Annotated in this window: 20 protein-coding genes; 4 read left to right on the forward strand and 16 right to left on the reverse strand. The window is 37.1% G+C overall.

Annotation, left to right across the window (positions count from 1 at the left end):
• Window positions 1-197: 197 nt before the first annotated feature.
• Complete coding sequence (locus ACIQ7N_RS12870) at window positions 198-719, reverse strand: DUF84 family protein (RefSeq protein ID WP_402932621.1); 522 nt, start codon at window positions 717-719, stop codon at window positions 198-200.
• Window positions 720-794: 75 nt separating this feature from the next.
• Window positions 795-1,871, reverse strand: coding sequence for a M42 family metallopeptidase (locus tag ACIQ7N_RS12875; protein ID WP_402932623.1), 1,077 nt, complete (start codon window positions 1,869-1,871; stop codon window positions 795-797).
• A 284-nt stretch (window positions 1,872-2,155) separates the two neighbouring features.
• On the opposite strand from ACIQ7N_RS12875, the gene ACIQ7N_RS12880 reads away from it, so the two are divergent.
• On the forward strand, window positions 2,156-2,470 hold the full coding sequence (locus ACIQ7N_RS12880) for a hypothetical protein (protein WP_132357247.1): 315 nt from the start codon (window positions 2,156-2,158) through the stop codon (window positions 2,468-2,470).
• Window positions 2,471-3,289: 819 nt separating this feature from the next.
• Here ACIQ7N_RS12880 and ACIQ7N_RS12885 read toward each other — a convergent pair.
• The 8 genes from ACIQ7N_RS12885 to pepV form a co-directional block, all read right to left on the reverse strand.
• Complete coding sequence (locus ACIQ7N_RS12885; protein ID WP_248716918.1) at window positions 3,290-4,516, reverse strand: carboxylate--amine ligase; 1,227 nt, start codon at window positions 4,514-4,516, stop codon at window positions 3,290-3,292.
• 109 nt (window positions 4,517-4,625) lie between these two features.
• Complete coding sequence (locus ACIQ7N_RS12890) at window positions 4,626-4,751, reverse strand: hypothetical protein (protein WP_402932626.1); 126 nt, start codon at window positions 4,749-4,751, stop codon at window positions 4,626-4,628.
• 426 nt (window positions 4,752-5,177) lie between these two features.
• Entirely contained in the window at window positions 5,178-6,041 is an 864-nt protein-coding gene (locus tag ACIQ7N_RS12895) for a YtnP family quorum-quenching lactonase (RefSeq protein WP_402932629.1), read from the reverse strand.
• Between the two features lie 11 nt (window positions 6,042-6,052).
• Complete coding sequence (gene trmB, locus ACIQ7N_RS12900) at window positions 6,053-6,700, reverse strand: tRNA (guanosine(46)-N7)-methyltransferase TrmB (protein ID WP_248716920.1); 648 nt, start codon at window positions 6,698-6,700, stop codon at window positions 6,053-6,055.
• A 112-nt stretch (window positions 6,701-6,812) separates the two neighbouring features.
• Window positions 6,813-7,748, reverse strand: a complete 936-nt coding sequence (locus tag ACIQ7N_RS12905; protein WP_402932632.1) for a diacylglycerol/lipid kinase family protein — start codon at window positions 7,746-7,748, stop codon at window positions 6,813-6,815.
• 3 nt (window positions 7,749-7,751) lie between these two features.
• Window positions 7,752-8,756: a nuclease-related domain-containing protein gene (locus ACIQ7N_RS12910; protein WP_402932635.1), complete on the reverse strand. Its 1,005-nt coding sequence runs from the start codon at window positions 8,754-8,756 to the stop codon at window positions 7,752-7,754.
• Window positions 8,757-9,087: 331 nt separating this feature from the next.
• The gene (dat, locus tag ACIQ7N_RS12915) at window positions 9,088-9,942 is read right to left on the reverse strand and encodes a D-amino-acid transaminase (protein ID WP_402932638.1); all 855 of its coding nucleotides are present in this window, start codon (window positions 9,940-9,942) and stop codon (window positions 9,088-9,090) included.
• Window positions 9,943-9,969: 27 nt separating this feature from the next.
• Window positions 9,970-11,376 (reverse strand): dipeptidase PepV, encoded by a 1,407-nt coding sequence (gene pepV, locus ACIQ7N_RS12920; RefSeq protein WP_402932641.1) that lies wholly within the window; start codon window positions 11,374-11,376, stop codon window positions 9,970-9,972.
• 356 nt (window positions 11,377-11,732) lie between these two features.
• Here pepV and ACIQ7N_RS12925 point away from each other — a divergent pair, with 356 nt between their 5' ends.
• Window positions 11,733-11,954, forward strand: coding sequence for a DeoR family transcriptional regulator (locus ACIQ7N_RS12925; protein ID WP_049667439.1), 222 nt, complete (start codon window positions 11,733-11,735; stop codon window positions 11,952-11,954).
• A gap of 186 nt (window positions 11,955-12,140) precedes the next feature.
• Here ACIQ7N_RS12925 and ACIQ7N_RS12930 read toward each other — a convergent pair whose 3' ends face one another.
• Window positions 12,141-12,317, reverse strand: a complete 177-nt coding sequence (locus ACIQ7N_RS12930) for a hypothetical protein (protein ID WP_402932644.1) — start codon at window positions 12,315-12,317, stop codon at window positions 12,141-12,143.
• Between the two features lie 471 nt (window positions 12,318-12,788).
• On the opposite strand from ACIQ7N_RS12930, the gene ACIQ7N_RS12935 reads away from it, so the two are divergent.
• Entirely contained in the window at window positions 12,789-13,964 is a 1,176-nt protein-coding gene (locus ACIQ7N_RS12935; protein WP_402932647.1) for an MDR family MFS transporter, read from the forward strand.
• A 250-nt stretch (window positions 13,965-14,214) separates the two neighbouring features.
• Here the strand turns inward: ACIQ7N_RS12935 and ACIQ7N_RS12940 are convergent, their stop codons facing one another.
• The 4 genes from ACIQ7N_RS12940 to asnB all read right to left on the reverse strand — a co-directional run bounded on the left by ACIQ7N_RS12940 (window position 14,215) and on the right by asnB (window position 20,550).
• Entirely contained in the window at window positions 14,215-15,729 is a 1,515-nt protein-coding gene (locus tag ACIQ7N_RS12940; protein WP_402932650.1) for a GGDEF domain-containing protein, read from the reverse strand.
• 175 nt (window positions 15,730-15,904) lie between these two features.
• The gene (locus ACIQ7N_RS12945; protein WP_132357257.1) at window positions 15,905-16,618 is read right to left on the reverse strand and encodes a pseudouridine synthase; all 714 of its coding nucleotides are present in this window, start codon (window positions 16,616-16,618) and stop codon (window positions 15,905-15,907) included.
• 9 nt (window positions 16,619-16,627) lie between these two features.
• Window positions 16,628-18,241 (reverse strand): putative polysaccharide biosynthesis protein, encoded by a 1,614-nt coding sequence (locus tag ACIQ7N_RS12950; RefSeq protein ID WP_402932652.1) that lies wholly within the window; start codon window positions 18,239-18,241, stop codon window positions 16,628-16,630.
• Between the two features lie 458 nt (window positions 18,242-18,699).
• Window positions 18,700-20,550 carry an asparagine synthase (glutamine-hydrolyzing) gene (gene asnB / locus ACIQ7N_RS12955; RefSeq protein WP_402932655.1) on the reverse strand — a complete coding sequence of 617 codons (1,851 nt, stop codon included), beginning with the start codon at window positions 20,548-20,550 and terminating at the stop codon, window positions 18,700-18,702.
• Between the two features lie 529 nt (window positions 20,551-21,079).
• On the opposite strand from asnB, the gene ACIQ7N_RS12960 reads away from it, so the two are divergent.
• Window positions 21,080-22,330 carry a BaiN/RdsA family NAD(P)/FAD-dependent oxidoreductase gene (locus tag ACIQ7N_RS12960; protein WP_402932658.1) on the forward strand — a complete coding sequence of 417 codons (1,251 nt, stop codon included), beginning with the start codon at window positions 21,080-21,082 and terminating at the stop codon, window positions 22,328-22,330.
• Window positions 22,331-22,396: 66 nt separating this feature from the next.
• On the opposite strand, the gene ACIQ7N_RS12965 is transcribed toward ACIQ7N_RS12960, so the two are convergent.
• Window positions 22,397-22,674 (reverse strand): hypothetical protein (locus ACIQ7N_RS12965; RefSeq protein WP_402932661.1); only part of this gene is annotated, 278 nt, incomplete at its 5' end.

Here is a 22,674-nt window from a genome sequence, read left to right on the forward strand (position 1 = left end):
ATTGCTGCAAGAAGTTTAATGAAGAGAAAACGGCTCACATGTTTGTGAACCGTTCTGTTCAAAACTATCCAATTATTTAATCTTAACCGAATGAACGATTTTCGTCATCTCATGTAAATTATCTTATATTTTTCTATTTTTAAAAAATTATTTTAAAGTTGCAACTTCACCATTCCAGTATCACTAATTAACAGAAACTAGTCATGTGCTAATGTGAATAAATATTGGCCAATAAGAAGAGAAACTATATGCTCGAACATCATCTGACGACTTACTAATCCTTGTGTGAAAACACCTACAGCTCCCGCACCTTGTCGGATATCTCGACGTTGTGTATAGTGCTCCATTACAGGACCAAGTTCCTTCCCAGCTCTTATTTCCTGGGCAATTTCTTCTGGTAATATAATTTGTGCGCCAGCAGCTGTATAAGTTATGCCATTTGATACTGTAAGTGCTCCCCAGTTACAAACGTACATAACACCATCAATTTCAGTCACTCCACCCTCTAATCCAAACGATAATTGGGCACCCGTCTCTTTGATTGCGTTTTTCGAACGGTTTATTGCTCCTAATCGTGTTTCTTCATGAGTCATCGGTTGATCGGATACTTGTGAAGCAGCCTTTACGCAAGTAAAATTTGGTTTATCAAAATATTTTCTAGCAATAACTTCAACTGCCTCTGTTTTTGCTTTGTTTGTTGTTCCAATAGTTATGTTCATTTTCTAATCCCTCTTTCTTCGCATAGAAAAAGATGCCCCTAAAGGCATCTTTTAACTTCTTTCAGCGGAATCACTTTACACATTAGCGCGAATCGTTGCTAATGTCGAACGATCTGCTTTTTTCACTAGTTCCACAATTAAAGCTTTTGCAGCTGCATAGTCATCAATATGAATAATTGAAGCTGATGTATGAATATAGCGTGAGCAAACACCAATTACTGCACTAGGAATGCCGTCATTTGCCGTGTGTACACGTCCTGCATCTGTACCACCTTGTGATACAAAATATTGATAAGGGATATTATTCGTTTCCGCAGTATCTAAGATGAATTCACGCATGCCTCTATGTGTAACCATCGTACGGTCAAGAATACGTAATAATGTCCCTTTTCCAAGCTGACCAAATTGATTTTTTTCTCCTGACATATCATTTGCAGGTGAAGCATCTAGAGCAAAGAATAAATCCGGTTTAATCATATTTGCGGACACTTGAGCACCTCGCAGACCAACCTCTTCCATTACATTGGCACCTGAATATAAATGCGAGGCTAACTTTTCACCTTTCACTTCTTTCATCAATTCAATTGCCAATCCACAGCCATAGCGGTTATCCCAAGCTTTGGCCATAATTTTTTTCGGATTTGCCATTGTTGTAAATGGGCAGACAGGGATAATTGATTGACCTGGACGAACGCCAAGTGCAATAGCATCTTCTTTATTGTCTGCACCAACATCTATTAGCATATTTTTAATATCCATCGGTTTAGAACGTTCAGCATCTGTTAATAAGTGTGGTGGTATTGATGAAATTACGCCAGGAATGGCACCGTTTTTAGTAAATACTTCAACTCGTTGCGCAAGCATTACCTGATTCCACCAGCCACCTAATGTTTGAAAGCGGATCATCCCGTTATCAGTAATAGAAGTAACCATAAATGCCACTTCATCCATATGACCAGCAACTAACACTTTTGGTGCATCAGCAACTTCACTATGCTTCACACCGAAAATACCCCCTAAATTATCCTGAACAATCTCATCCGAGTACTTTTCCAACTCAGAACGCATGAACGCACGTACCGCATGTTCATTACCCGGTGCGCCTGGTAATTCTGTTAGTGTTTTAAATAATTGTAATGTTTCCTCATTCATGATGACTCTCTCTCCCCACGAAGTAGAATATTCTTCCTTGCCATTGTAACATATTTATCTATATTCATCAGAAAACTTCCATTTTTCAATGAATAGCATGATAAATGAGAGTTATCGTTCATCTTCAAAGCTTACCCAAAACTTGCTCTGTGCAAAAGCGAGGCACCAGCGTAATTTCCAAGTTCGTCATATTGATACATTTCCTAAAAAGTGCTAAAGTGTGAACGTGCATTCACTCTGTATGCTATGTTAAAATGGAGCTATAGAAAAAGGAGGAAAGAAGCATGAAATTACGTGATTTTTTAATTGGTGTTGCTACTGGCTTAGCTGCCGCAGTCATTGTTAAAGAAGCAAGCGAAAAGGTTTCTCCGTATGTACCTGCAGGACAAGTACTCGAAAACATAAAAAAGGAATTTAAAAAGGATTCACCGATTGACGGTTCTTGGATTTTTATGAAAACAGACAATTTCTCTAACGGCATTATGACTATCCCTGTATACCGCGGAGGTATCTCTCGTATGCATGAGGGCGAAATGCAAACATTTGAATTTGCTGCTGACGCTCGCTCAGGTGTAGTAGTAGAGCTAACAGAAGTATAACCTTACTCCGTAATACACGAACAAATATTATAGAACCCTACAAAAAAAGCCATCTCATTATTTGAGATGGTTTCTTTCTTGTTATAGAAAAACTTTTATTTCCATCAAATTAAAGTGTGGTTCTTCAACAAAACGAGAGGTTGTTTTCCGTTCCGACTGGGCGCTTTGCCGCTGCCGCTTCGTTAAAACTCCGCTTTCGCGCAGAGCAGAGCTTCCTGGGGGGCGTCCGATGAGCCGCTTCACTCGCGTTGCTCGCTCCAGGGTCTCATCTGTGACGCTAGTCCCCAAGGAGTCGCCCAGTCTCCACTCCAATCAACCACTTAACATAAGTGTACTTCTGGCATCTTACTATAGTTTATAGTGATTAAACAAAACTTTAGCAGATTTTTTTGTGTGAAAGCGAAGCGGCAGCATCAATGTATCTGTGCGAAAGCTCAATGATAATGTAGCGATAGTAACAAATACTTATTTAAATAACTACAATTATTATATACTTATAATTGCGTCACTGTTATAAATCTATTCTGTTCGATTATAGTGAGTAGCCATATCGTTCACTTTTAAAATGAATAAATTTATACGCTACTGCTGATTGGAGTGGAAGGCTACTCGACTCCCGTGGGAAAGCGAGACAGGCGAGACCCTGCACGGAGCGTAAGCGGAGGAAGCGGCTCGACGCTCGCCCACAGGAAAGCGAGTAGCCTGGAACGGAAATCACCCACATTTAAAAAAGTACAATTTTAACAAATTTCCCCTCAATCATTTTGTTTTCGATTCTATGAAAAAACCATCTCAGTTATTCGAGATGGCTTCTTTGTTTTACTCAGACAATCCTTTATTGTTGAAGTATTTTTTGTATTTACGATAATAATTTAAATTATTTAACGTTAGCTTCACCCAACGTTTCGCATTCATATCTTGATTAAAGTAAAGAGAGTTTGTATATTTCCCTTCACGAATTAATTTTTTAGCTTCTAACTTAAGCTTTTCATTTGATGCATATTTGAATAGCACGCCTTTAGGAATGATCATCCATAAATGCTTGTCCTGAACATAAGTTACTTCCTGTTCAATATTTAACATATGGTCATCCGCTACATATTTCATTAAATTATGACCACTTGCCGTTACATAATAACTAGAACGACCATTACGTAAGTTAATTTCAAACAACTTATACTGTTTGTCACGCATATCATATTTCATATCGAAGTTAGCAAAGCCTGTATAACCGATATCCTCTAAGAAGAAACGTACTTGATCCATTAATTCTTTATCGTATGTTGTAACAATTGCTGCATAACTACCGATTCCTTCAGGTGAATGCTCTTCTAAGATTGGGTTTCCTAGACACATTAGCTTCACTTTGCCATCCTTCCCTACATACGCATTTAGTACACGCATATACGAATCATCACCTGGAATGAATTCTTGAATAATCATTGTATCCTGATAAGTTGAGCTATAAATTGCTTTTAAAATAGCTGTTTTTTCCGCTTCATCATTCGCAACGAAAACTTTTTTCTTACCCGGGAATTTACATGCCCAATATTCCACCGAGTTCGATGCCTTTAAAATAATTGGGTAATCAAATGGTGGTGTAAAGTTTTCGTAATTGTCTGCTGTTACAGTCGTCGTACCAGGATATTTAAAATCGTACTTATCACACATTTTATAGAAATTTTCTTTTAATAAAATTTCATCCATAAGTGATTCATCAATGTATGGTACTGTAAAATGCTCCTGCAATGCTGGCTTATTTTTGATAATAAGCTTTGCATAATCATCACCACAAGCTAACAACAGTAGTTTTTTATCTGAATATTTTTTTGCGACCTTTGCAAGTGCAGGTGCAAATACATCCTGTTCATTTAAGCGATCAATCTCTTCGAAGTTTATGATATGACTATCTTGCGTTGCCGTTAAATGTGAACGTCCTAATACAAGTGGTTTAATACCATAAGCCTCATAAAATGCACGTGCCATACCATATGCATTCATATCTGATCCTAGTAATACTGGTAAAAATGGTTGCTCAGTTGCCATGTATATTTCAACTCTCTTTTGTGTTTTAGTATAGCTTTTAGTGTATCATATTTTCCAAGATGTTCACGAAAAAAGTGTCAAAAAAATGGGGTATAGACAATTAGGCTCATCAACGTAACGTGAAGTTGATTTCCGTTCCGGCCGAGCGCTTTGTAGCTGTCGCTACAGAAAACATTTGTTGCTGTCGCTTCGCTTTCGCTACAGAAAACATTTGTTGCTGTCGCTTCGCTTTCACACAGAGCAAAGCTTCCTGGGGGCGTACGATGAGCCGCTTCACTCGCGTTGCTCGCTCCAGGGTCTCGGGCCAACAGATGTTTTTTGCGCGAAAGCGTGAGTGCAACGTAGCGACAGCAGCACGATGTTTGTCACGAAGGCGTTATCACAGGATGTGATGCTTTTAGCCTTCGTTCCTCTATTGTTGATCCCCAAGGAGTCGCCCAGCCTCCACTCATAATCAACTTATATACATCGCATACGTTTTAATTAAATTAAACCTCCATTTTTGTAAAACCTAAAAATACCCACCCGTAATACAGGAAGTTCCCTTTAAATGTACCATGTCAGAGGTGAAAGTCTTCACGGTTGCACTTTCGTTTCAAAGAGCATTTGCTAAATAAAGATAAAAAAACGTGCGAACACAAAAGGTTCACACGTTTTTTGATTAAAATGTAATAACAGCTTGTCTGCTGCGTTCTAATTTATCTACAACTTCTTTACCTGTTTCATCCCATTTAATCATGCGGTAATACGCATCATGGTAGAAGATAAAGCCGTAGCCATTTGCAAGTGCTTCTTTCATTAGACGTTCCTTGGCAAAGACACTCGTCATTGGATAATCATCATACGCTAAAACCCATAATGGATTTTGGTGTGCGTGTGTTGGCATAATATCTGCCATATGCAATAATACCTCGCCATTTTGAGTTAATTTTAAAATGGCATGTCCATCACTATGACCACCCGTATGAATCATTTCAATACCCGGAGCTACTTCCAACGTACCTTCATACGTTTCTACTAAGTGCTGAACTGGCTCCCAGTTTTCTTTCCAATACGTATTTTTCGAGCGAATATTTGGCTCACGCATTTCGTCCCACTCGATTTTCGTTACGAAGATTTTGGCATTCGGGAATGTTGGTACAAGGATATCATCTTCCCATTGCGTTAAACCCCCAGCGTGGTCAAAATGTAGATGCGTCATTAATACTGCATCAATATCAGCTGTTGTTAGTCCTAACTCCTGTAAGCTAGCCGCTAATGTTGATTCTTCAGTTACCCCAAAGTTTCGTAGTTGTTTTTCATTTAATTTGTTAAAGCCAACACCTGCATCAACAAGATAGTTTTTGCCACCATATTGAATTAAAATCGGCTCAGTTGGTAGCTCGATTTGATTTTTTTCGTTGACTGGATATTTGCGTGACCAAAGTGGTTTTGGTACAACGCCAAACATAGCACCGCCATCAAGGCAAGTGACACCCCCGTTTAGCCATGATAATGACATATTGTGAAACGTTAACTGATCCATCCATACTCCCCCTATTTAGTAAAGAATTGCGATTCTAGACGATAAATCGGCTGTCCTTTAGCAGAAAATTTCTGCTCATATTCAGTCATAACGTTATCCTCAGGCATATTCGCATGTAGGTCGAGTGATACATACTTAAGTAACATACCATATTCAGACATACTAATTAATGAATACTCAAACAAACCACGGTTATCCGTTTTAAAATGGATTTCCCCCTCATCCACTAAAATCGACTCATATAATTTCAAAAAATCCCCGTGCGTTAAACGTCGCTTAGCATGGCGCGTTTTTGGCCAAGGATCTGAGAAATTCAGATACACACGGTCTACATCATTTTTTGCAAAAAATTTATTTAAATCTGCGCCATTTACTTTTAATAGTCGTAAATTCGCTGGAGATTTAGCCTCTATAATTTTTTCTAATGCACAAACAATGACACTGTCATAAAGCTCAATGCCAATATAATTTATATCCGGATTTTGTAAGGCCATACCTGTGACAAATTGTCCTTTCCCAGTACCTACTTCAATATGTAGTGGGTTGTCATTTCCGAAAACAGCCTGCCAATTCCCTTTAAAGTCTTCAGGATTTGGAACAATCACCTCTGGATGACTCGTAATCATTTCCTCCGCCCAAGGCTTATTTCTTAATCTCAATTTTTTTCCTCATTTCTTTCTCATGAAATTATTGATTTTTTATAGTATAACGTATAACTATAAAATTCGCATGAAATTATTGCGAAATGATATTTTAGTGATGGGCCATCTTTCAATGTTCCTTTGCTATAACCTGCCAAGCATTACGTTGCACTGTACAAGGGATATTCGTTCCCTCTCTAATTTCTCCAATATAGTTACCATCTGTATGACAATCAATGTTATTTGCTTGCACGAAAATGTTAAATTGATTGCCTTGCAAAAAAGTAATCTCTTTAAATTTTGTATGCTTTTCAAAAAACACAGTCACAAATACTAGTAGCAATTTAAGTCGTGAAATACCGTGAACGATTGTCAGTTCGATTCGTCCATCATTAGGTTTAGAAGATGGGGAAATTTTCATCCCCCCTCCGAAATAAGGTTGATTGCTCATCGCTACAAACCACGCCTGCTTAAATTGCCATTCTTGATCGTTTGTCCGAATAGTTACATCAAAGGATTTAAAGCTAAATAGCCCTCTTACAACAGCCGCAGCATAGGATAATTTGCCGAGCCCAATTTTATTGAGGTAAAGCTTCAAACGGGATTTATTAATACGTTTTGTGACAAATGCATCGAAGCCCACACCAGCATTATTGACAAATATTTCGTGCTGTTGATCTCCAAATTGAACGACACCAACATCCATTGGGAGATTAGCCATTTCATTATTTTGAATATAGCTTTCAATTTGAAAAGCATTTTGAAATGTAGTAAAGTATCGTGCGAAATCATTTCCGGAACCAGCACGGACTACACCAATAACGATAAATTTATTATGTACAACGCCACTAACAATCTCATGTATTGTGCCGTCACCGCCAACAATAACAATTAATTGTTTGGTTTGAGCATTTTGCGCCCAATTTTTTGCAAGTTCCTTTCCATGCCCCTCATATTCTGTAAAGGCGACTTCATAATTCATTGATAATTGTCGTTGCAGGTGATGCCAGACTTTCTTACCTTTGCCGTGCCCTGCTGCTTCATTCACAATAAATAATACTCGCATTCACTAATCCCCGGCTGGTTGAGAAGATTGCTTCCAAATATCTCGATTAAAAGATGTTGTTTGTACGTTGTTTAAAATCGTTTGAGAAGCACGAATTTGCATATGTTTCATAGGAGAGGATACTTTCTTTAAATGCTCCATCCACTCTCCATAATTTCGACGATCCACAAATTGAATTCCGTAAGGTGATCCTGGATAATCGAAATAGCCATTCTGTGTTAATATGACTTTACGAATTGGCATATTTATATCGTCCTGCGTAAATAATTGCGTTAATACAGACTCCATACGATTTAAACTTATCATTGGATTAAGGACTTTTGAATCCTTCGTTCCTACTTTTTTTATCCAGAATCGCTCACTGCCTCCTACATAAACAGCTTGATTTTCTGCTTCCAGCACAGTTATACAAATACATTCTGTCGGTGACATTAATACGACATCAAGCTCTATGGGTGCTTTTCTAATTTGTAAAATAGGATAGTAAAAAAGCAAATAATTGTCCGGTAATTTTTGCAATAAATTTCGTAGTAATGGATCACGCATAAAACGAGGATCTACATACGACTTTTCACGTAATGTTGAACTTGCCCATTTCATTTGAAAATGGAAAAATTGATCGATAAACATTCGTTTTAATTCATGAATTGATTGCGGTGCATAGACAATTTTCGGTTCAAATGTTAAAGTCGTTTCTTCTTCAGGTATGATATCTTCATCACTTATTAGTTCATTCGATATTTCTATCTGTTCAACGTCCACATTTTCTTCCTTCTGACGACCTGCAAATATCTTTTTGAATAAAGAGAATCTCTCTTTTTCTGTAAAAGAATCATTTTCTGAGTCGTCGTCGGTATGTTGCCACTCACTAATTTCTTCTCCTAACTCCCACTGTCGCTTAACACGCTCCCATTGACTTTTCTTTAAGCGTACAAATTGAGTTGGATATCTTGCTAAATCAATTTGATAGCGTGAAATATAATCTTGTATTTTCACCAATTGTGCCATGTGTTTTGGTCACTCCAATCTTACTCTCGCCCTATATCTAATTTGCTAATTTCCCTACTACTGCTTGGAAGGCAAATCGAAGTATCAATTTTCTCCTTGGCATAATGTAGTTGTAACGGTCGCTACATAAAAAATTACTCAATGAAGAGAAATAGACATTTGCATTCATTACATCGACATTTGCTCTTTAACCTTAAATTCCGATAGCAATCATTCTACAACTGCTTTCATCCTTTTTATTTTACATGACGTTTCACGATAAAACATCCATAATTTGTTCTATAGAAAAAGAGAACTACCCAAGTTTAGGTAGTTCTCTTAAAGGATTTATTTATTTTGCATTAATAGAAAGTGGTAATTTTGCTTCGAATGCTTGCTGTAATTTACGAGTCCATTCCCCAGGAACTCCAGCTCCAATTTTGTTACCATCCACATCGATAACAGGTGTTACTTCCGAAGATACAGATGACACAATTACCTCATCCATTGTTAATACATCAGCCTTCGTCATCGGTTCTTCAACAACTGGTAAATTAATTTCCTCAGCACATTTTAAAATAACTTGGCGTGTAATACCGTTTAAAATGAAGTTATTAGCAGGGTGTGTATAAAGCTTACCATCTTTAATGCCGTAAACATTTGCTGATGAACATTCTGTTACGATGTCACCGCGATGTAAAATAGCTTCATAGCAGCCTTTTTCAGATGCTTCCTGTTTCGCCAGTACAGCACCTAATAAATTTAATGATTTAATATCACAACGTAACCAGCGAATATCCTCAACAAAGGTAGCCTTAACACCTTTTTCAAAGTTTTCATATGAACGCTCGCCAGCTTTAACATTCCCTGTTAATACAGCTGGAACACTTGCATCTGGGAAAATATGATTACGAGATGTTGTACCTCGTGTAATTTGGAAATAAATATGGCCCGTTTCCAAATTATTTTTTTCAATAAGATCATGTAATAATTTGTGCAATACGTCTTTAGTATACGGAATGACAAGACGAATTTTTTCGGCACTCGCATAGAAACGATCAATATGTTCTTGTGCTGTGAACATGTTTCCGTTATAAACTTTAATTACTTCATAAATGCCGTCACCAAATTGGTAACCTCTGTCTTCTGGAGATACTGTAATTGATCCTTCTTCAACGATTTGATCATTCCATAATGAATATGCCATGCTTCGTTCATCCTTTTCATATTTAATTTATTTGTTTCCCGCAAGTTCAACAATTGCTTCAGCATAGATTGCTGTTGCTTTTATGAGATTTTCAATGACGACAAACTCATCCGCACGATGCGCTACATCAGGTTCACCCGGGAACAGCATGCCAAATGCCACACCTTTTTTCATCACACGTGCATACGTACCACCACCTGTAGAAAGTAAAGGCGTTTCATAATCTCCTGTTTGACGTCTATAAATATTTGCTAGCGTCTGGATAAATGCATCGTCCTCGCTTACATAATGAGGCTTTGAGTCATCCTGAATATCCAATGAAAATCCTTTTGCCACAGCTAAGCGTTGTGCTTCTGTGATTTTTTCATCAAATGGATATGTAACAGAATAGCGCATGCTAATAACCATGCTACCACCTTTCGCCACATCATAAGTTACAATACCTGGATTCAATGTAGTTTTACCAGACATTTCGTCCTCAAATTGTAAATTAAGCTTGTGACCATAATGGTCTTGATAAAAAACATCTGCGATAAAGTCGACAAATTGTTTACTTGCCTCTGTCGTCAACTCTTGTTGTAAAAATGCTGTAAGATAAACAGCTGCATTGACACCTTTTTCCGGCTCCATTGCATGAGCTGCTTTACCTTTGATAGTTATTATATAGCGAGAACCCTCGATTAATAAAGAGCCTTCTAGCTGATTTTCGCTTAAAAATGTGTGAAAATTCTGTGCAAATTGTGGGGAAACAAACTGCACTGTTGCTTTTGCAAAATCAGGTACCATATTTGGTCGCTTTCCAGCATTAAATAGTAATAGCTGTTCTTTCGAAGCATCACCTGTTTTATTTTGAGAGAACACTAGCTCTGCAATGCCTTTTTCAGCATTGATGAGCGGGAAATCCGCATCTGGTGCAAATCCAATCGTCGGCATTTCCTCATGTTTAAAATAGTGGTCGACACAGCGGAAGCCTGTTTCTTCATCCGTACCAATTATCATACGTACTCTTTTATGAAGCTTAATGCCTGCATCTTTGACAAGTTTCATGGCCATCCATGCCGCAATTGTTGGGCCTTTATCATCTATTGCGCCACGAGCAAATAGCTTACCATCTGCTACAGTGCCGCTAAAGGGTGGGTATGTCCAATCTGTTTCATCACCAACCGGTACTACGTCAACATGACATAAAATACCTAATAAATCATCGCCTTCACCCATCTGTATATGACCTGCATAATTATCAATATTTTTCGTTTGCAGCCCTTCAACTTGGCCTTTTGCTAATAACCATTCAAGAGCCTTTAGTGGACCATCACCAAAAGGTACTTCAGTAGTGATCGTATTCTCATCGAGAACACTATTTATTTGCACAAGCTCCTGTAACTCTTGTATCAATTCATCTTGCCTTTCCTTTGCAGCTTGTAACCAATCCATACGATGTACCTCCTTCAATGTATTAACATTATTCTACTCTTTACAACATAAATTACAATCATCTTTCTTACAACCTTTTCAAAATCTTACTTCGGACAATACCACATATAGCACGTTTTTCACTTATTCCCACAAAATACAGTGAAAATTTTATGTCTTAATTGTAAATTTCCCTTGCATTCACTAGAAAATTGACTAGCTTTTCTATATAATGAATTTATCAGAATGATTTTTCTGAATATAAAATTAGAAAAGGGGATGTCTAAGGCAGCTACTTATTAGCCTAAGTGCACTCCGCACATATTGTCGTCCGCTAGTCTTTGCCAAGAGAATTAAGATGAAGGAGTGGTTCATTTATGAAACCAACTACTGATCGAATGCTTAATCGTATTAAAGACGTGTACATGTTTATTTTAGACAAAGGAACCGTGTCTACACAGGATTTAGTCGAAGAGTTTAGTATCACTCCTCGCACCGTTCAAAGAGATTTGAACGTGTTAGCCTTTAACGATTTGGTAATGAGTCCAAGTCGAGGCAAATGGACAACGACGAAGAAAAAAGTAAAATTGACGTCTTAGTTTTTACGTGTAACACGTAAAGCATCTTGTATGGAAAAAGAATGACCTTTCGTCGTGGTCATTCTTTTTTTGTTTGGCTCTAAAAGATTTACAAAATGTTATGTAGCGAATCCAATTTTATGCGAAGCACCCTGTTAGCGAATAAGACAACTGCACTTCTTCAATTACCCATCTATTTATCGCTTTTTAATTTTTCTTAGTCATTTCTTTAAGTAAAGAAATAATTTCTTTGTTTTGTTCAATTTGAATTTCACTATTCACTCGAATGATTCTAACCCATCTTAATACTAAAGCTACTAACAAAATAGGTATTAACGCAAACAACGCTCCTACCATACCTACCGCATCCCCTGAAAAATTCATTTTGACAGCCCTCCCTTTCAATCAATTTTACCATAATAATACAACCGCTTTTATTTAACTATCCTTGCCCATTAGCTATCCATGGAGCGCAAAAACCAGCGATACACTACAGAGAATGAAAGATTATTTCGTCTTTTCATGGGAGTTGAATAGCACACTGTAATACGAAAACAGCCTTTTGTTTTCTATCATCTATCAAAAAAAACACCATGCCTATATCTTTAAAAAATAAAATAATAAATATTCACAAATTCCGAAATTTCATGCACTTCACTATTAACATAGCATTTAATAATTTTTATAGATGTTCCTGAACATCAGATGTTTTCTGTTCAAACCACCACTCTAAAAATTACTGTATTTTTATAAAATTTGTTTCCTTGGCGTTATCTCTGAATATTTTCCCACTATTTACAATTGTTTAACAATCCGTTAAAATCGAAACATTCTTCATTTCGAGAGGACGATTCTATGAAACTTCCCAAACTGTTTCACCCACTAGTTTGGATTATTTTAGGAGGAACTATTTTCACACGTATTGCAAGTTTTATGGCAATGCCCTTTTTAGCAATTTACCTACATAATGAGATAGAAGCATCCCCTTTACAAATAGGTTTAACGGTTGGTATTGCACCGTTAATCTCCACTGTAGGCGGGTTCTTCGGTGGTTATTTAACAGACCGCTTTGGTAGAAAAAACGTCATTTTACTTACGATTATTGTTTGGAGTATTGTGTTCTTTGGCTTTGCAACAGCACAAACGATTTGGTTCTTTGTAGCATTGAACGCCCTTAATGGCTTATGTCGCTCCTTCTTTGAACCCTCAACACAGGCATTAATGATTGATTTTACTCCTGCAGATAAACGGAAAAGATTATATTCGTTTCGTTACACAGCCATTAACATAGCGGCTGTAATCGGCCCTATTATTGGTGTTTATATTTCTCAATTGTCCAGCCCAAGTATTCCATTCATGCTGACAGGGACTATGTATATTATTTACGCCGTATTTTTATTTTTCGTGTTAAATCGCTATAAAATGCAACAACCAAAAGCTTCAACACCAACTAAAATACTGCAAACCTTTACGATTCTATTAACGAATCGTGTATTACTAAGCTTTATTTTAGGGGCAATTTTAATAAATATCGGTTATTCTCAATTTGATTCAACACTGCCACAAATCATTGAACTTAAAATTGAAGATGGAACTAAGCTCTATTCTCTACTAATCTCACTAAATGCAGCAGTTGTGTTATTACTACAATTACCGATTAGCATACTTTCGGAACGTTTTTCATCCACAGCTACTCTATTAGTAGGGATTTTGTTTTTGGCATTTGGTCTTTTATTATTCGGCTTCTCAACTAACTATTCGTTATATATTATCGCTATGATTATATTCACGATTGGTGAAATTTTCGCCTTTCCAACGATGAGTGTCATGATTGATGAAATTGCGCCTGATACACAAAAGGGAACCTATTTAGGAGCAGCTCAATTTAAAAATTTAGGTGGATTTATTGGACCAATTATTGGTGGGTGGCTGTTAACACATTATATGAATGCAATGTTTGCAGTCATTGCTTTCCTAGTTTTATGCAGTTGTATATTTTATAGATCAAAGCTTAAGACGCACCATGAATAAAGTGCTCATCCCAACTAATATACATGGCATCTGTTTTAACTAATATCATCCACAGCTTTTGGTGATGAGCCAATATAATGTAACCTTTTACGGACTTTAACGGCAAAAAATCGCTCCATTTCTAAAGTGAATCTCAAGCCCATCAATTATGCCTCGGCAAATGGCGTTCGGAGGCTTTAACTTCTTGCTTGGACTCACTAATAAAAATGGAGCGAGTATATTATGTTATCCTTAAAAATTCGAAGTGGCATTAGCTTTCTTTATTAGCAGGAGCTTCTTCATAACTGGTGTATTGGTCTTTACCAGCATTTTTCGATTGATACAACGCATTATCTGCACGCTCAAATAAGCTTCTTTCTGACTCATCTGGATGAATGCAAATAGCTCCGCCCATACTTACTGAAAGTACAGACCATCTATCAATAGAAACATTATCCTCATACTTCAAGTGATGAATTTTCTCCAAAATGGAATTTGCTAATTTCCCCATACTTTCATCCTTCGTATCATATAAAACAATTGCAAATTCATCGCCACCAAATCTTACAACAAAGCCATTTTTCCCTACTTCTTGCTTTAATGTTCTTGCTGTTTCAATCAGAATTTTATCACCTTCAACATGTCCAAACCGATCATTTACTTGTTTAAAATTATCTAAATCTAACAGCAATAAACCAGGTTGATTCGTCTTCCTTTGTCTTAATAACTTATCCATTTTACTAACATAGGTAGCACGATTATAAACATTTGTTAAAGGATCATATGTTGCAAGATGAATCGTTTTGGAAAGGAGTTTGTTGATGACTAGTAACATGATGAACGAAGTTACTAAAGCAATACAAAGCAATACTCGAAACTGCTTTATATTTTTAGTTAGCGCTCTTATTTCTGTGAAATTACCATATTTCACATATACAACTCTTCTAGTGGATTCTCCCCGAACCGCTTCAGCTTCGTAAGGTATAAAACGGTATTTTTCGATATAACCATTTTTAAACTCCGTTTGATATTCCGTTGGTTTCATCGTTTTTTTTGCTAGCTCAAAATGCTCTTGAAACATTTTCGATTTATCATTTACAGTTATTTTTTTAGCTTTAGAATCATCAAAGAAAACACCACCCGCATTTATCGTTTGTACTTCTATCAAATCTGCATATTTATCTATTAAATAGTCAGCAGTTTTTCCGAAGTTAAACGTTTGGAATACAGGATCATCAAGTAAGTCTATACCTACCTCAAATAAATATTTCTTGTCAGATGTTGCTAAATAGCCAAATTTTCGATATCCCCCAGTAGTTGTTGAAATATCTATACCATCAGAGTAGTATTCTCCGCTTGCTCGACGTTCGTCTAGTAAAGTAGAAAAACGGTGGCAACATTCTGAAAAAGCTAATCCTTTATCTTTTTCAAAAGTAGTATAAATTACGGTATTTGATTGGTCGAGTATGTACACGTCCATGTCATTTTCGCTTTTTATTTTCTGTAAATCCCACTTCGCTATATGTGGATTTTCTTTATAATAAGTAATTAGTTTTCGTAGTACTTCTTCCATTTTTTCAGAGAGATTTTTATCAAAATAAAAATGTGCATTATCTACAGCCTGCATATCCTTAAGAATATGATTTTCAATTAATGTTCTATTCATGACTTCTTGTTTTTTCATATCTTCAGTAAGTATTTGCCTATTAACGTAAAAAATAACACCAACTAGTATTAATGCAAAGGCAAATAAAGATATTAATAATTTAATTCTTAGGTTTTTCATTAACTTGTCCTCTACTTATTTTCACCATCAGATTTTCTGAAACATTTAGAGATTTATTAGTACGTTAGACTAAATAGCTTTTTACACAAAAGTTATTTCAATTATACAGTTACCGGTATAACTATGTATATAAAAAATGCCTCGATACTAATCTATATTAGCATCGAGGAATTCCTTAATCCCTATTTTGTAAGCAAGCTAGTTCTTCGGCCGTTAATGCTCGATATTCACCTAACTCTAGATTGTCATCTAGCTTTAGGCTGCCCATCGATAGGCGTTTTAAATACGTTACACGTTTACCAACAGACTCAAACATACGCTTCACCTGATGAAACTTTCCTTCTTGAATCGTTAACTCAATTTCTGATTGCTGAGCGGATTTTAATATGATGAGCTCTCCGGGTTTTGTTACATAACCATCATCTAACTCAACACCTTGAGCAAACTTCTCACAGTCATCCTCAGTCACAATTCCTTCTATTTGTGCATAGTAAACCTTCGGCACATGTTTTTTAGGTGACAATAAATTATGTGCTAATATGCCATCATTTGTGATCAACAATAATCCCTCTGTATCTTTATCTAGGCGACCTACAGGGAAAGGCTGAAAATGTTGGTGTAATGGATCTAACAAATCGATGACAGTTTCATCTCGTAAATCTTCCGTTGCAGAAATAACTCCAGGAGGTTTATTCATCATAAAGTATACAAATTCTGTATAGTTCACACGTTCACCAAATACGGAGACATCCTGCTTGTCAGGATCAACATGTAATGCTGCATCCTTCGCATATGCACCATCTACTGTCACTGCTTTTTGCTTTAGAAGCTGCTTAACTTCCTTGCGTGACCCGTAACCCATATTCGACAGTAATTTATCTAAACGCATTAGTACCTCCTATTTAAGCCCTAGTTTGTTTGTAAATCTTGTCAATCGTTCACCGAGAAGCTTTTGTGCTAAGCCTAGGCGTAAAGACAAATAGCCATATACTGCTACACCTACTCCAGCACAAATAACAGAATAAACTAATGCAGAGAATTTACTACTTACTGGTCCCATTAATAACACTAAAAGTTTATGAACGATTAGTACACTTACCGCCATTGCCGCTGTCAAAAGAGAAATGAGCATGACACGACGAATAACCATTTCAGATCTATAGTTCAGTGTTTTTCTTAACACTAGCATATTAATAATAATTGAAACACTATAGCCAATAGCTGTAGCGAGAAGTGCGCCATCTGCCTCCATCCAACGAATTAACGGAATGTTAATCGCTAGCTTGACGAAAATTCCAGTTAATAAGCTTAAGACAATCCACTTTTGGAAGTCAATGCCCTGTAAAAGAGCTGCCGTGACTTGGAATAATGCAAATAAAATAGCAACAGGTGCATAATGGGCTAAAATCATAGCCCCCATCTCACTTTCAGTATAGAGCATAAAGTAAATTTCATTCGATAACAATGAAATTCCAACTACCGCAGGCAATGTAATAAAAATTAATATTTGATATGTTTTATCCATTGCATGTCGTAGCGATAAATATTCACCTTGCGTAAAGTACTTTGTAATCGTCGGTACTAGTGCCGACGAAAAACCTGTAGCTAACATTACTGGGATAATGACAACCTTTTGTGTTGTAAAGTTAATCATTGATAAATACTTATCTGTTACTTCCGCTAAGCCTATCGATATCATAGCTCCATTAAATGTTAGCATATCTACTAATTGGAACAACGGATTGGCTACGCCTACAAATACCATTGGAATTGAATACGTAATTACTTCTTTATAGATGTTGGACATTGGTAGCTGTGTAGACGTCACACTTTGACTGCGCAGTAAATCAAATTCAGGTTGATACTTCTTCCAATAATAATAAAGTACTAGCAACCCACCAATTGCCCCAATAAATGCAGCAAATACTGCAAAGGAAACAGCTGTTTCTGGTGTCCCTTTGAAAACTACCACAACTAAGAAAGAACCACCCAATAACACAACAATGCGAACAATTTGCTCCACTAACTGAGAAACCGCTGTAGGCTCCATTTTGTCATAGCCTTGGAAAAATCCACGCCAGAGGCTCATAAATGGCACGACAATTAGCGCAAAACTCACCCAGCGAATAACTGAAGCAATTTGCTCTACCGTAAATGCCTGTTCATCACTTTTAATAACAAGCCCCGCTATTGGCGTGGCTAATATAAAGAGAACAATAAACGCAGCTAACCCCGTACACATCATAATAAGTATGCCAGATTTCATTAGCTTGCGGCCTGATTGATAATCACCCAATGCATTGTATTTAGAAACAAACTTGGATACAGCAATTGGCGCACCTGAGATGGCTATTGCTAGCATTATCGAATAGGGAATATATGCATATTGATAGAGAGCAACATTTTCCTCACCTACAATCGCATAAAAAGGAAAAATATAAATTAATCCGAGCACCTTCGATAAAAACATTCCCATTGTTAATATCGCAGTACCTTTCATTAAATTGGACATCGTACCCATCCATTCATCGTAAAATCAATATTTTCATTACCAAAACACTTATAAACATTTGCTATTAAAGGTATTTATTCCCATACAGCAGGGCATGCGTTTTTCAAAATGAGATTTAACCTGATTCTTGAACAGTCCTTTTTTGCTACCTGAGCGGTTTCTTCCGCTACCCGAGCCCTTTTTCAGGATTGTTTCAAACGTAGCTTTCTTTACTATTTAAATCCTAATTCTACCGCCATAAAAAATTCAGCAGAATACTAGAAAGCATACCATCGCAAAATATTAAATAAGTAAACCAACTGTAATCTTAACATATTTATAGGTAAACAGACGCACAAATACATTAAAAAGTTCTAGAAGCTCTATAAAAAAATAGTGGCTGTGCCCTTCCCATAGAAAGTAGAAGGCTCAAAATAATCGGTGGAGATTCAGAAAACCCCCACCGATTTGATACTGCTCTATTTCATATCTACGAAAAATTGTTTATACCATACTAAGAACACATAGGCTGTCCAAATATAACGGCCACGATTTGCTTTTTCTTCATAGTGCTCATCGAGGTAGCCTACTAATTGTTTAGTATCAAAGAATTCATTGGCAAAGTCAGTTGTAAACATTTCTTTTACCATCTTATAATACTTTTCTTCACGTAGCCAGTGACGAATTGGTACTGGGAAGCCAAGCTTTGGACGTTTTGCCCATTCTTCAGGTAATTCCTGATGTGCAGCTTGACGAAGAACGTATTTCGTATCAATGTCATTTACGCGATATTTCGATGGAATGTTTTTCGCTAATTCCATCACTTCTTTATCTAAAAATGGAACACGTAATTCAATAGAATGGGCCATACTCATTTTATCTGCTTTTAATAAAATATCGCCTGGCATCCAAAGATTTAAATCAAGATACTGCATTTTAGTAACATCATCATCACCTGGAACTTCATCGTAAATGCGTTTTGTAATGGATTTTACAGACGGACCATTTTTATAATCCGGTTTCAAAACATTTAATGCATCTTCTTCGTCCCATACAACCGCTTCCCCAATGAAGCGTTCTTCTACGGTTTGACCACCTTTAATAAGGAAGTGTGTATATTGATTTTTAGGTAACGCCTCTGCTAAGCCACGTAACGCTTTACGAATACCAAATGGAACTTTCTCATATTTTTGCATTTTGCCAGAGTTTTGGTACCATGAGTAACCACCGAAAATTTCATCCGCACCTTCACCTGAAAGTACTACTGTTACATCCTTCGATGCTAACTCAGAAAGGAAGTAAAGTGGGACAGAAGATGGGTTCGATTGTGGCTCGTCCATATGCCACTGAATTTTTGGTAATGCTTCAAAACACTCATCTGCCGAAATATATTTACGCTCATTTTGAATATTTAATGTGTCAGATAAATCTTTTGCTAAATTTGTTTCATTAAACATATCCTCATAGTCAGAGAAACCAACAGAGAAGGATTTATCAGGGCGTAATAATGAAGTAATATAACTTGAATCAATACCACCTGATAAGAAAGAACCAACCTTTACATCGCTTATTTGATGCGCATCTACTGATTCTCTTACTGTCGTACGAATTTCTTCAACATATTTTTCAATTGGAGCTTCTTTTGCATGGAATTTTTTATCCCAATACTGCACAATTTGCTTTTGTCCATTTTGAATAAGCATATAGTGTGCTGGTTGTAATTTGTACACACCTTTAAAGAACGTTTCGTCCATTGAAGAGTATTGGAACGTCAAATACGGACGTAGCGCATTTTTATTTAATTCTTTAATAAATGATGGGTGTGGTAAAAATGATTTAATTTCTGAACCGAAAATAAAAGTACCATCTGTAGTGTTTTCTGTATAATACAGTGGCTTAATACCAAAGCCATCACGAGCGATGAATTGCAAATCATTCTTTTTATCCCAAATACAGAATGCGAACATCCCGCGAAGCTTTTTGACAAATTCTACGCCATATTCAACATAACCATAAATAATAACTTCACTATCAGAGTGTGTTTTAAAGTTGTGACCTTTTTCAACCAAATCAGCACGCAGCTCTTGGAAGTTAAAGATCTCTCCATTAAATACGAGAACGATGTTACCATCCGCACTGTACAACGGCTGATTTGCCACGTCTGATAAGTCGATAATACTTAATCGACGGAATCCTAACGTTACTTTATCATCACTATGAATCCCACCGCTGTCTGGTCCACGGTGAATAATTGTATTCATCATATTTTCGATCGTTTGATGATGATCGATCACATTTGTTCCATTAATATAGCCTATAAATCCGCACATTCTATTTTTCACCTCATAATTTAGTGCTTAACCTTTACCATAATAGCATGAAAAGACATTCATTTCATACAGACAATACAGATATTGCAAAACTTTCATCAGTGAGGTTCTCCTACACTGATTATTCGTTCAAACAACGAGCACATTATCTCATTTAAAAACACTTTAATTTTCCATCTTCCATCTAAATTTCACACTTGAAAGCTCATCACCGAAAGTTTTAGATGACATTGTATTAAAAAGTATGTCATGTGTATAAGTTGATTGTAGTGGAGACTAGGCGACTCCTTGGGGATTAGCGTTACAGATGAGACCCTGCAGCGAAGCGAAGCGGCTCATCGGACGCCCCCAGGAAAGCGCCTAGTCGGAACGGAAATCAACTCCACGTTATGGGTCGAGCTACTTAAAGTAGAAGATAAAGCATTATAAAATACTTTTGTTTTATTTTCAATGTGAAAGAAGCCCCTCATATAGACTTCATGTATAATAGGAAAGATTCCTAATTTGATAAGAAAGTGAGTTTAAATATATGTACGATGTTATCGTTATCGGTGGTGGCCCATCCGGTTTAATGGCTGCTATCGCTGCTGGAGAGCAAAAAAAGAAAGTATTATTACTAGAAAAAGGGACGAAGCTTGGCAAAAAACTGGCCATTTCAGGCGGTGGTCGCTGTAATGTCACAAACCGTTTACCAGTTGAAGAAATCGTTAAGCACATACCTGGGAACGGCCGTTTTCTTTACAGCCCATTCACGGTTTACAATAACGAAGATATTATCGCATTTTTCGAAGGCCTTGGCGTGGCATTAAAAGAGGAAGATCATGGGCGTATGTTCCCTGTGTCTAATCGCGCGCAAGATGTTGTAGATGCACTTATTCGTCAGCTTCAGAGACTACATGTTGAAGTTCGCTTAAACACACCCGTTAATAAACTTCTAATGGATGAGGAAAAAATTCTTGGGGTACGTCTTACAGATGGCACAGAAATTCGTAGTAAGGCGGTAGTCGTTGCCGTTGGTGGGAAAGCTGTTCCACAAACAGGCTCAACAGGCGATGGTTATCCATGGGCAGAGCGTGCTGGCCATACAATTACAACTCTTTTCCCTACTGAGGTTCCTGTACTATCAAAAGAGGATTTTATTCAAGCTCGTGAGCTACAAGGACTTGCTCTAAGAAATGTCGCAGTCTCTGTTTTAAACAAAAAGGGCAAGGTGCTCGTAACACATCAAATGGACATGCTCTTTACTCATTTCGGATTAAGCGGTCCTGCTGTTTTGCGTTGCAGTCAATTTGTCGTGAAAGAATTAATGAAAACCGGTTACGAGCCTGTGACAATGCGTATTCAAACTCTTGTTGATTATAATGAAGAAACATGTCTGCAATATTTAAACAAACTCATTAAAGAAGATCCAAAAAAAGCGGTGAAAAATGTTTGGAAAGGAATTGCACCTGAAAGCTGGCTGCTATTTTTATGTGAACGTGTAGACATCGATGTACAATTGACAGGTACTGAATTATCACAGGAAAAAATCCGCAATTTAGCTAAACTACTCGTCAATTTCACAATGACAGTTAGTGGTACGCAATCCCTTGAAAAGGCATTCGTCACTGGAGGTGGCGTCTCTGTTAAAGAGATTGAACCAAAGACAATGGCTTCAAAGAAAAAAGCTGGTTTATTTTTCTGCGGAGAAATACTTGATATTCACGGCTACACAGGTGGCTATAATATAACGTCAGCACTCGTTACAGGACGTATTGCAGGGATGAATGCAGCACTATAATATAATCTGTATCTCAGACTTCTATTAGCGATTTTTCGGGACTTATCAGCGATTCTAAGTTTTTTATCAGCGATTTCCGGCGCTTATCAGCGATTCTAAGTCTTTTATCTGCGATTTCCGGCGACTTATCAGCGATTCCGAGTCTTTTATCAGCGATTTCCGGCGACTTATCAGCGATTCTAAGTCTTTTATCAGCGATTTCCGGCGACTTATCAGCGATTCTAAGTCTTTTATCAGCGATTTCCGGCGCTTATCAGCGATTCTAAGTCTTTTATCAGCGATTTCCGGCGACTTATCAGCGATTCTAAGTCTTTTATCAGCGATTTCCGGCGACTTATCAGCGA

Origin of the sequence: Lysinibacillus sp. NPDC095746 (assembly GCF_044763535.1) — a bacterium.
Lineage (GTDB): Bacteria > Bacillota > Bacilli > Bacillales_A > Planococcaceae > Lysinibacillus.

Coding starts and splice junctions, on each gene's coding strand:
- ACIQ7N_RS12940 (WP_402932650.1), bottom strand. CDS start 15,729: ATGAAAAACCTAAGAATTAAATTATTAATATCTTTATTTGCCTTTGCA.
- ACIQ7N_RS12895 (WP_402932629.1), bottom strand. CDS start 6,041: ATGGATCAGTTAACGTTTCACAATATGTCATTATCATGGCTAAACGGG.
- ACIQ7N_RS12945 (WP_132357257.1), bottom strand. CDS start 16,618: ATGCGTTTAGATAAATTACTGTCGAATATGGGTTACGGGTCACGCAAG.
- ACIQ7N_RS12880 (WP_132357247.1), top strand. CDS start 2,156: ATGAAATTACGTGATTTTTTAATTGGTGTTGCTACTGGCTTAGCTGCC.
- ACIQ7N_RS12930 (WP_402932644.1), bottom strand. CDS start 12,317: ATGAATTTTTCAGGGGATGCGGTAGGTATGGTAGGAGCGTTGTTTGCG.
- asnB (WP_402932655.1), bottom strand. CDS start 20,550: ATGTGCGGATTTATAGGCTATATTAATGGAACAAATGTGATCGATCAT.
- ACIQ7N_RS12875 (WP_402932623.1), bottom strand. CDS start 1,871: ATGAATGAGGAAACATTACAATTATTTAAAACACTAACAGAATTACCA.
- dat (WP_402932638.1), bottom strand. CDS start 9,942: ATGGCATATTCATTATGGAATGATCAAATCGTTGAAGAAGGATCAATT.
- ACIQ7N_RS12935 (WP_402932647.1), top strand. CDS start 12,789: ATGAAACTTCCCAAACTGTTTCACCCACTAGTTTGGATTATTTTAGGA.
- ACIQ7N_RS12870 (WP_402932621.1), bottom strand. CDS start 719: ATGAACATAACTATTGGAACAACAAACAAAGCAAAAACAGAGGCAGTT.
- ACIQ7N_RS12905 (WP_402932632.1), bottom strand. CDS start 7,748: ATGCGAGTATTATTTATTGTGAATGAAGCAGCAGGGCACGGCAAAGGT.
- pepV (WP_402932641.1), bottom strand. CDS start 11,376: ATGGATTGGTTACAAGCTGCAAAGGAAAGGCAAGATGAATTGATACAA.
- ACIQ7N_RS12960 (WP_402932658.1), top strand. CDS start 21,080: ATGTACGATGTTATCGTTATCGGTGGTGGCCCATCCGGTTTAATGGCT.
- ACIQ7N_RS12885 (WP_248716918.1), bottom strand. CDS start 4,516: ATGGCAACTGAGCAACCATTTTTACCAGTATTACTAGGATCAGATATG.
- ACIQ7N_RS12925 (WP_049667439.1), top strand. CDS start 11,733: ATGAAACCAACTACTGATCGAATGCTTAATCGTATTAAAGACGTGTAC.
- ACIQ7N_RS12950 (WP_402932652.1), bottom strand. CDS start 18,241: ATGTCCAATTTAATGAAAGGTACTGCGATATTAACAATGGGAATGTTT.
- ACIQ7N_RS12910 (WP_402932635.1), bottom strand. CDS start 8,756: ATGGCACAATTGGTGAAAATACAAGATTATATTTCACGCTATCAAATT.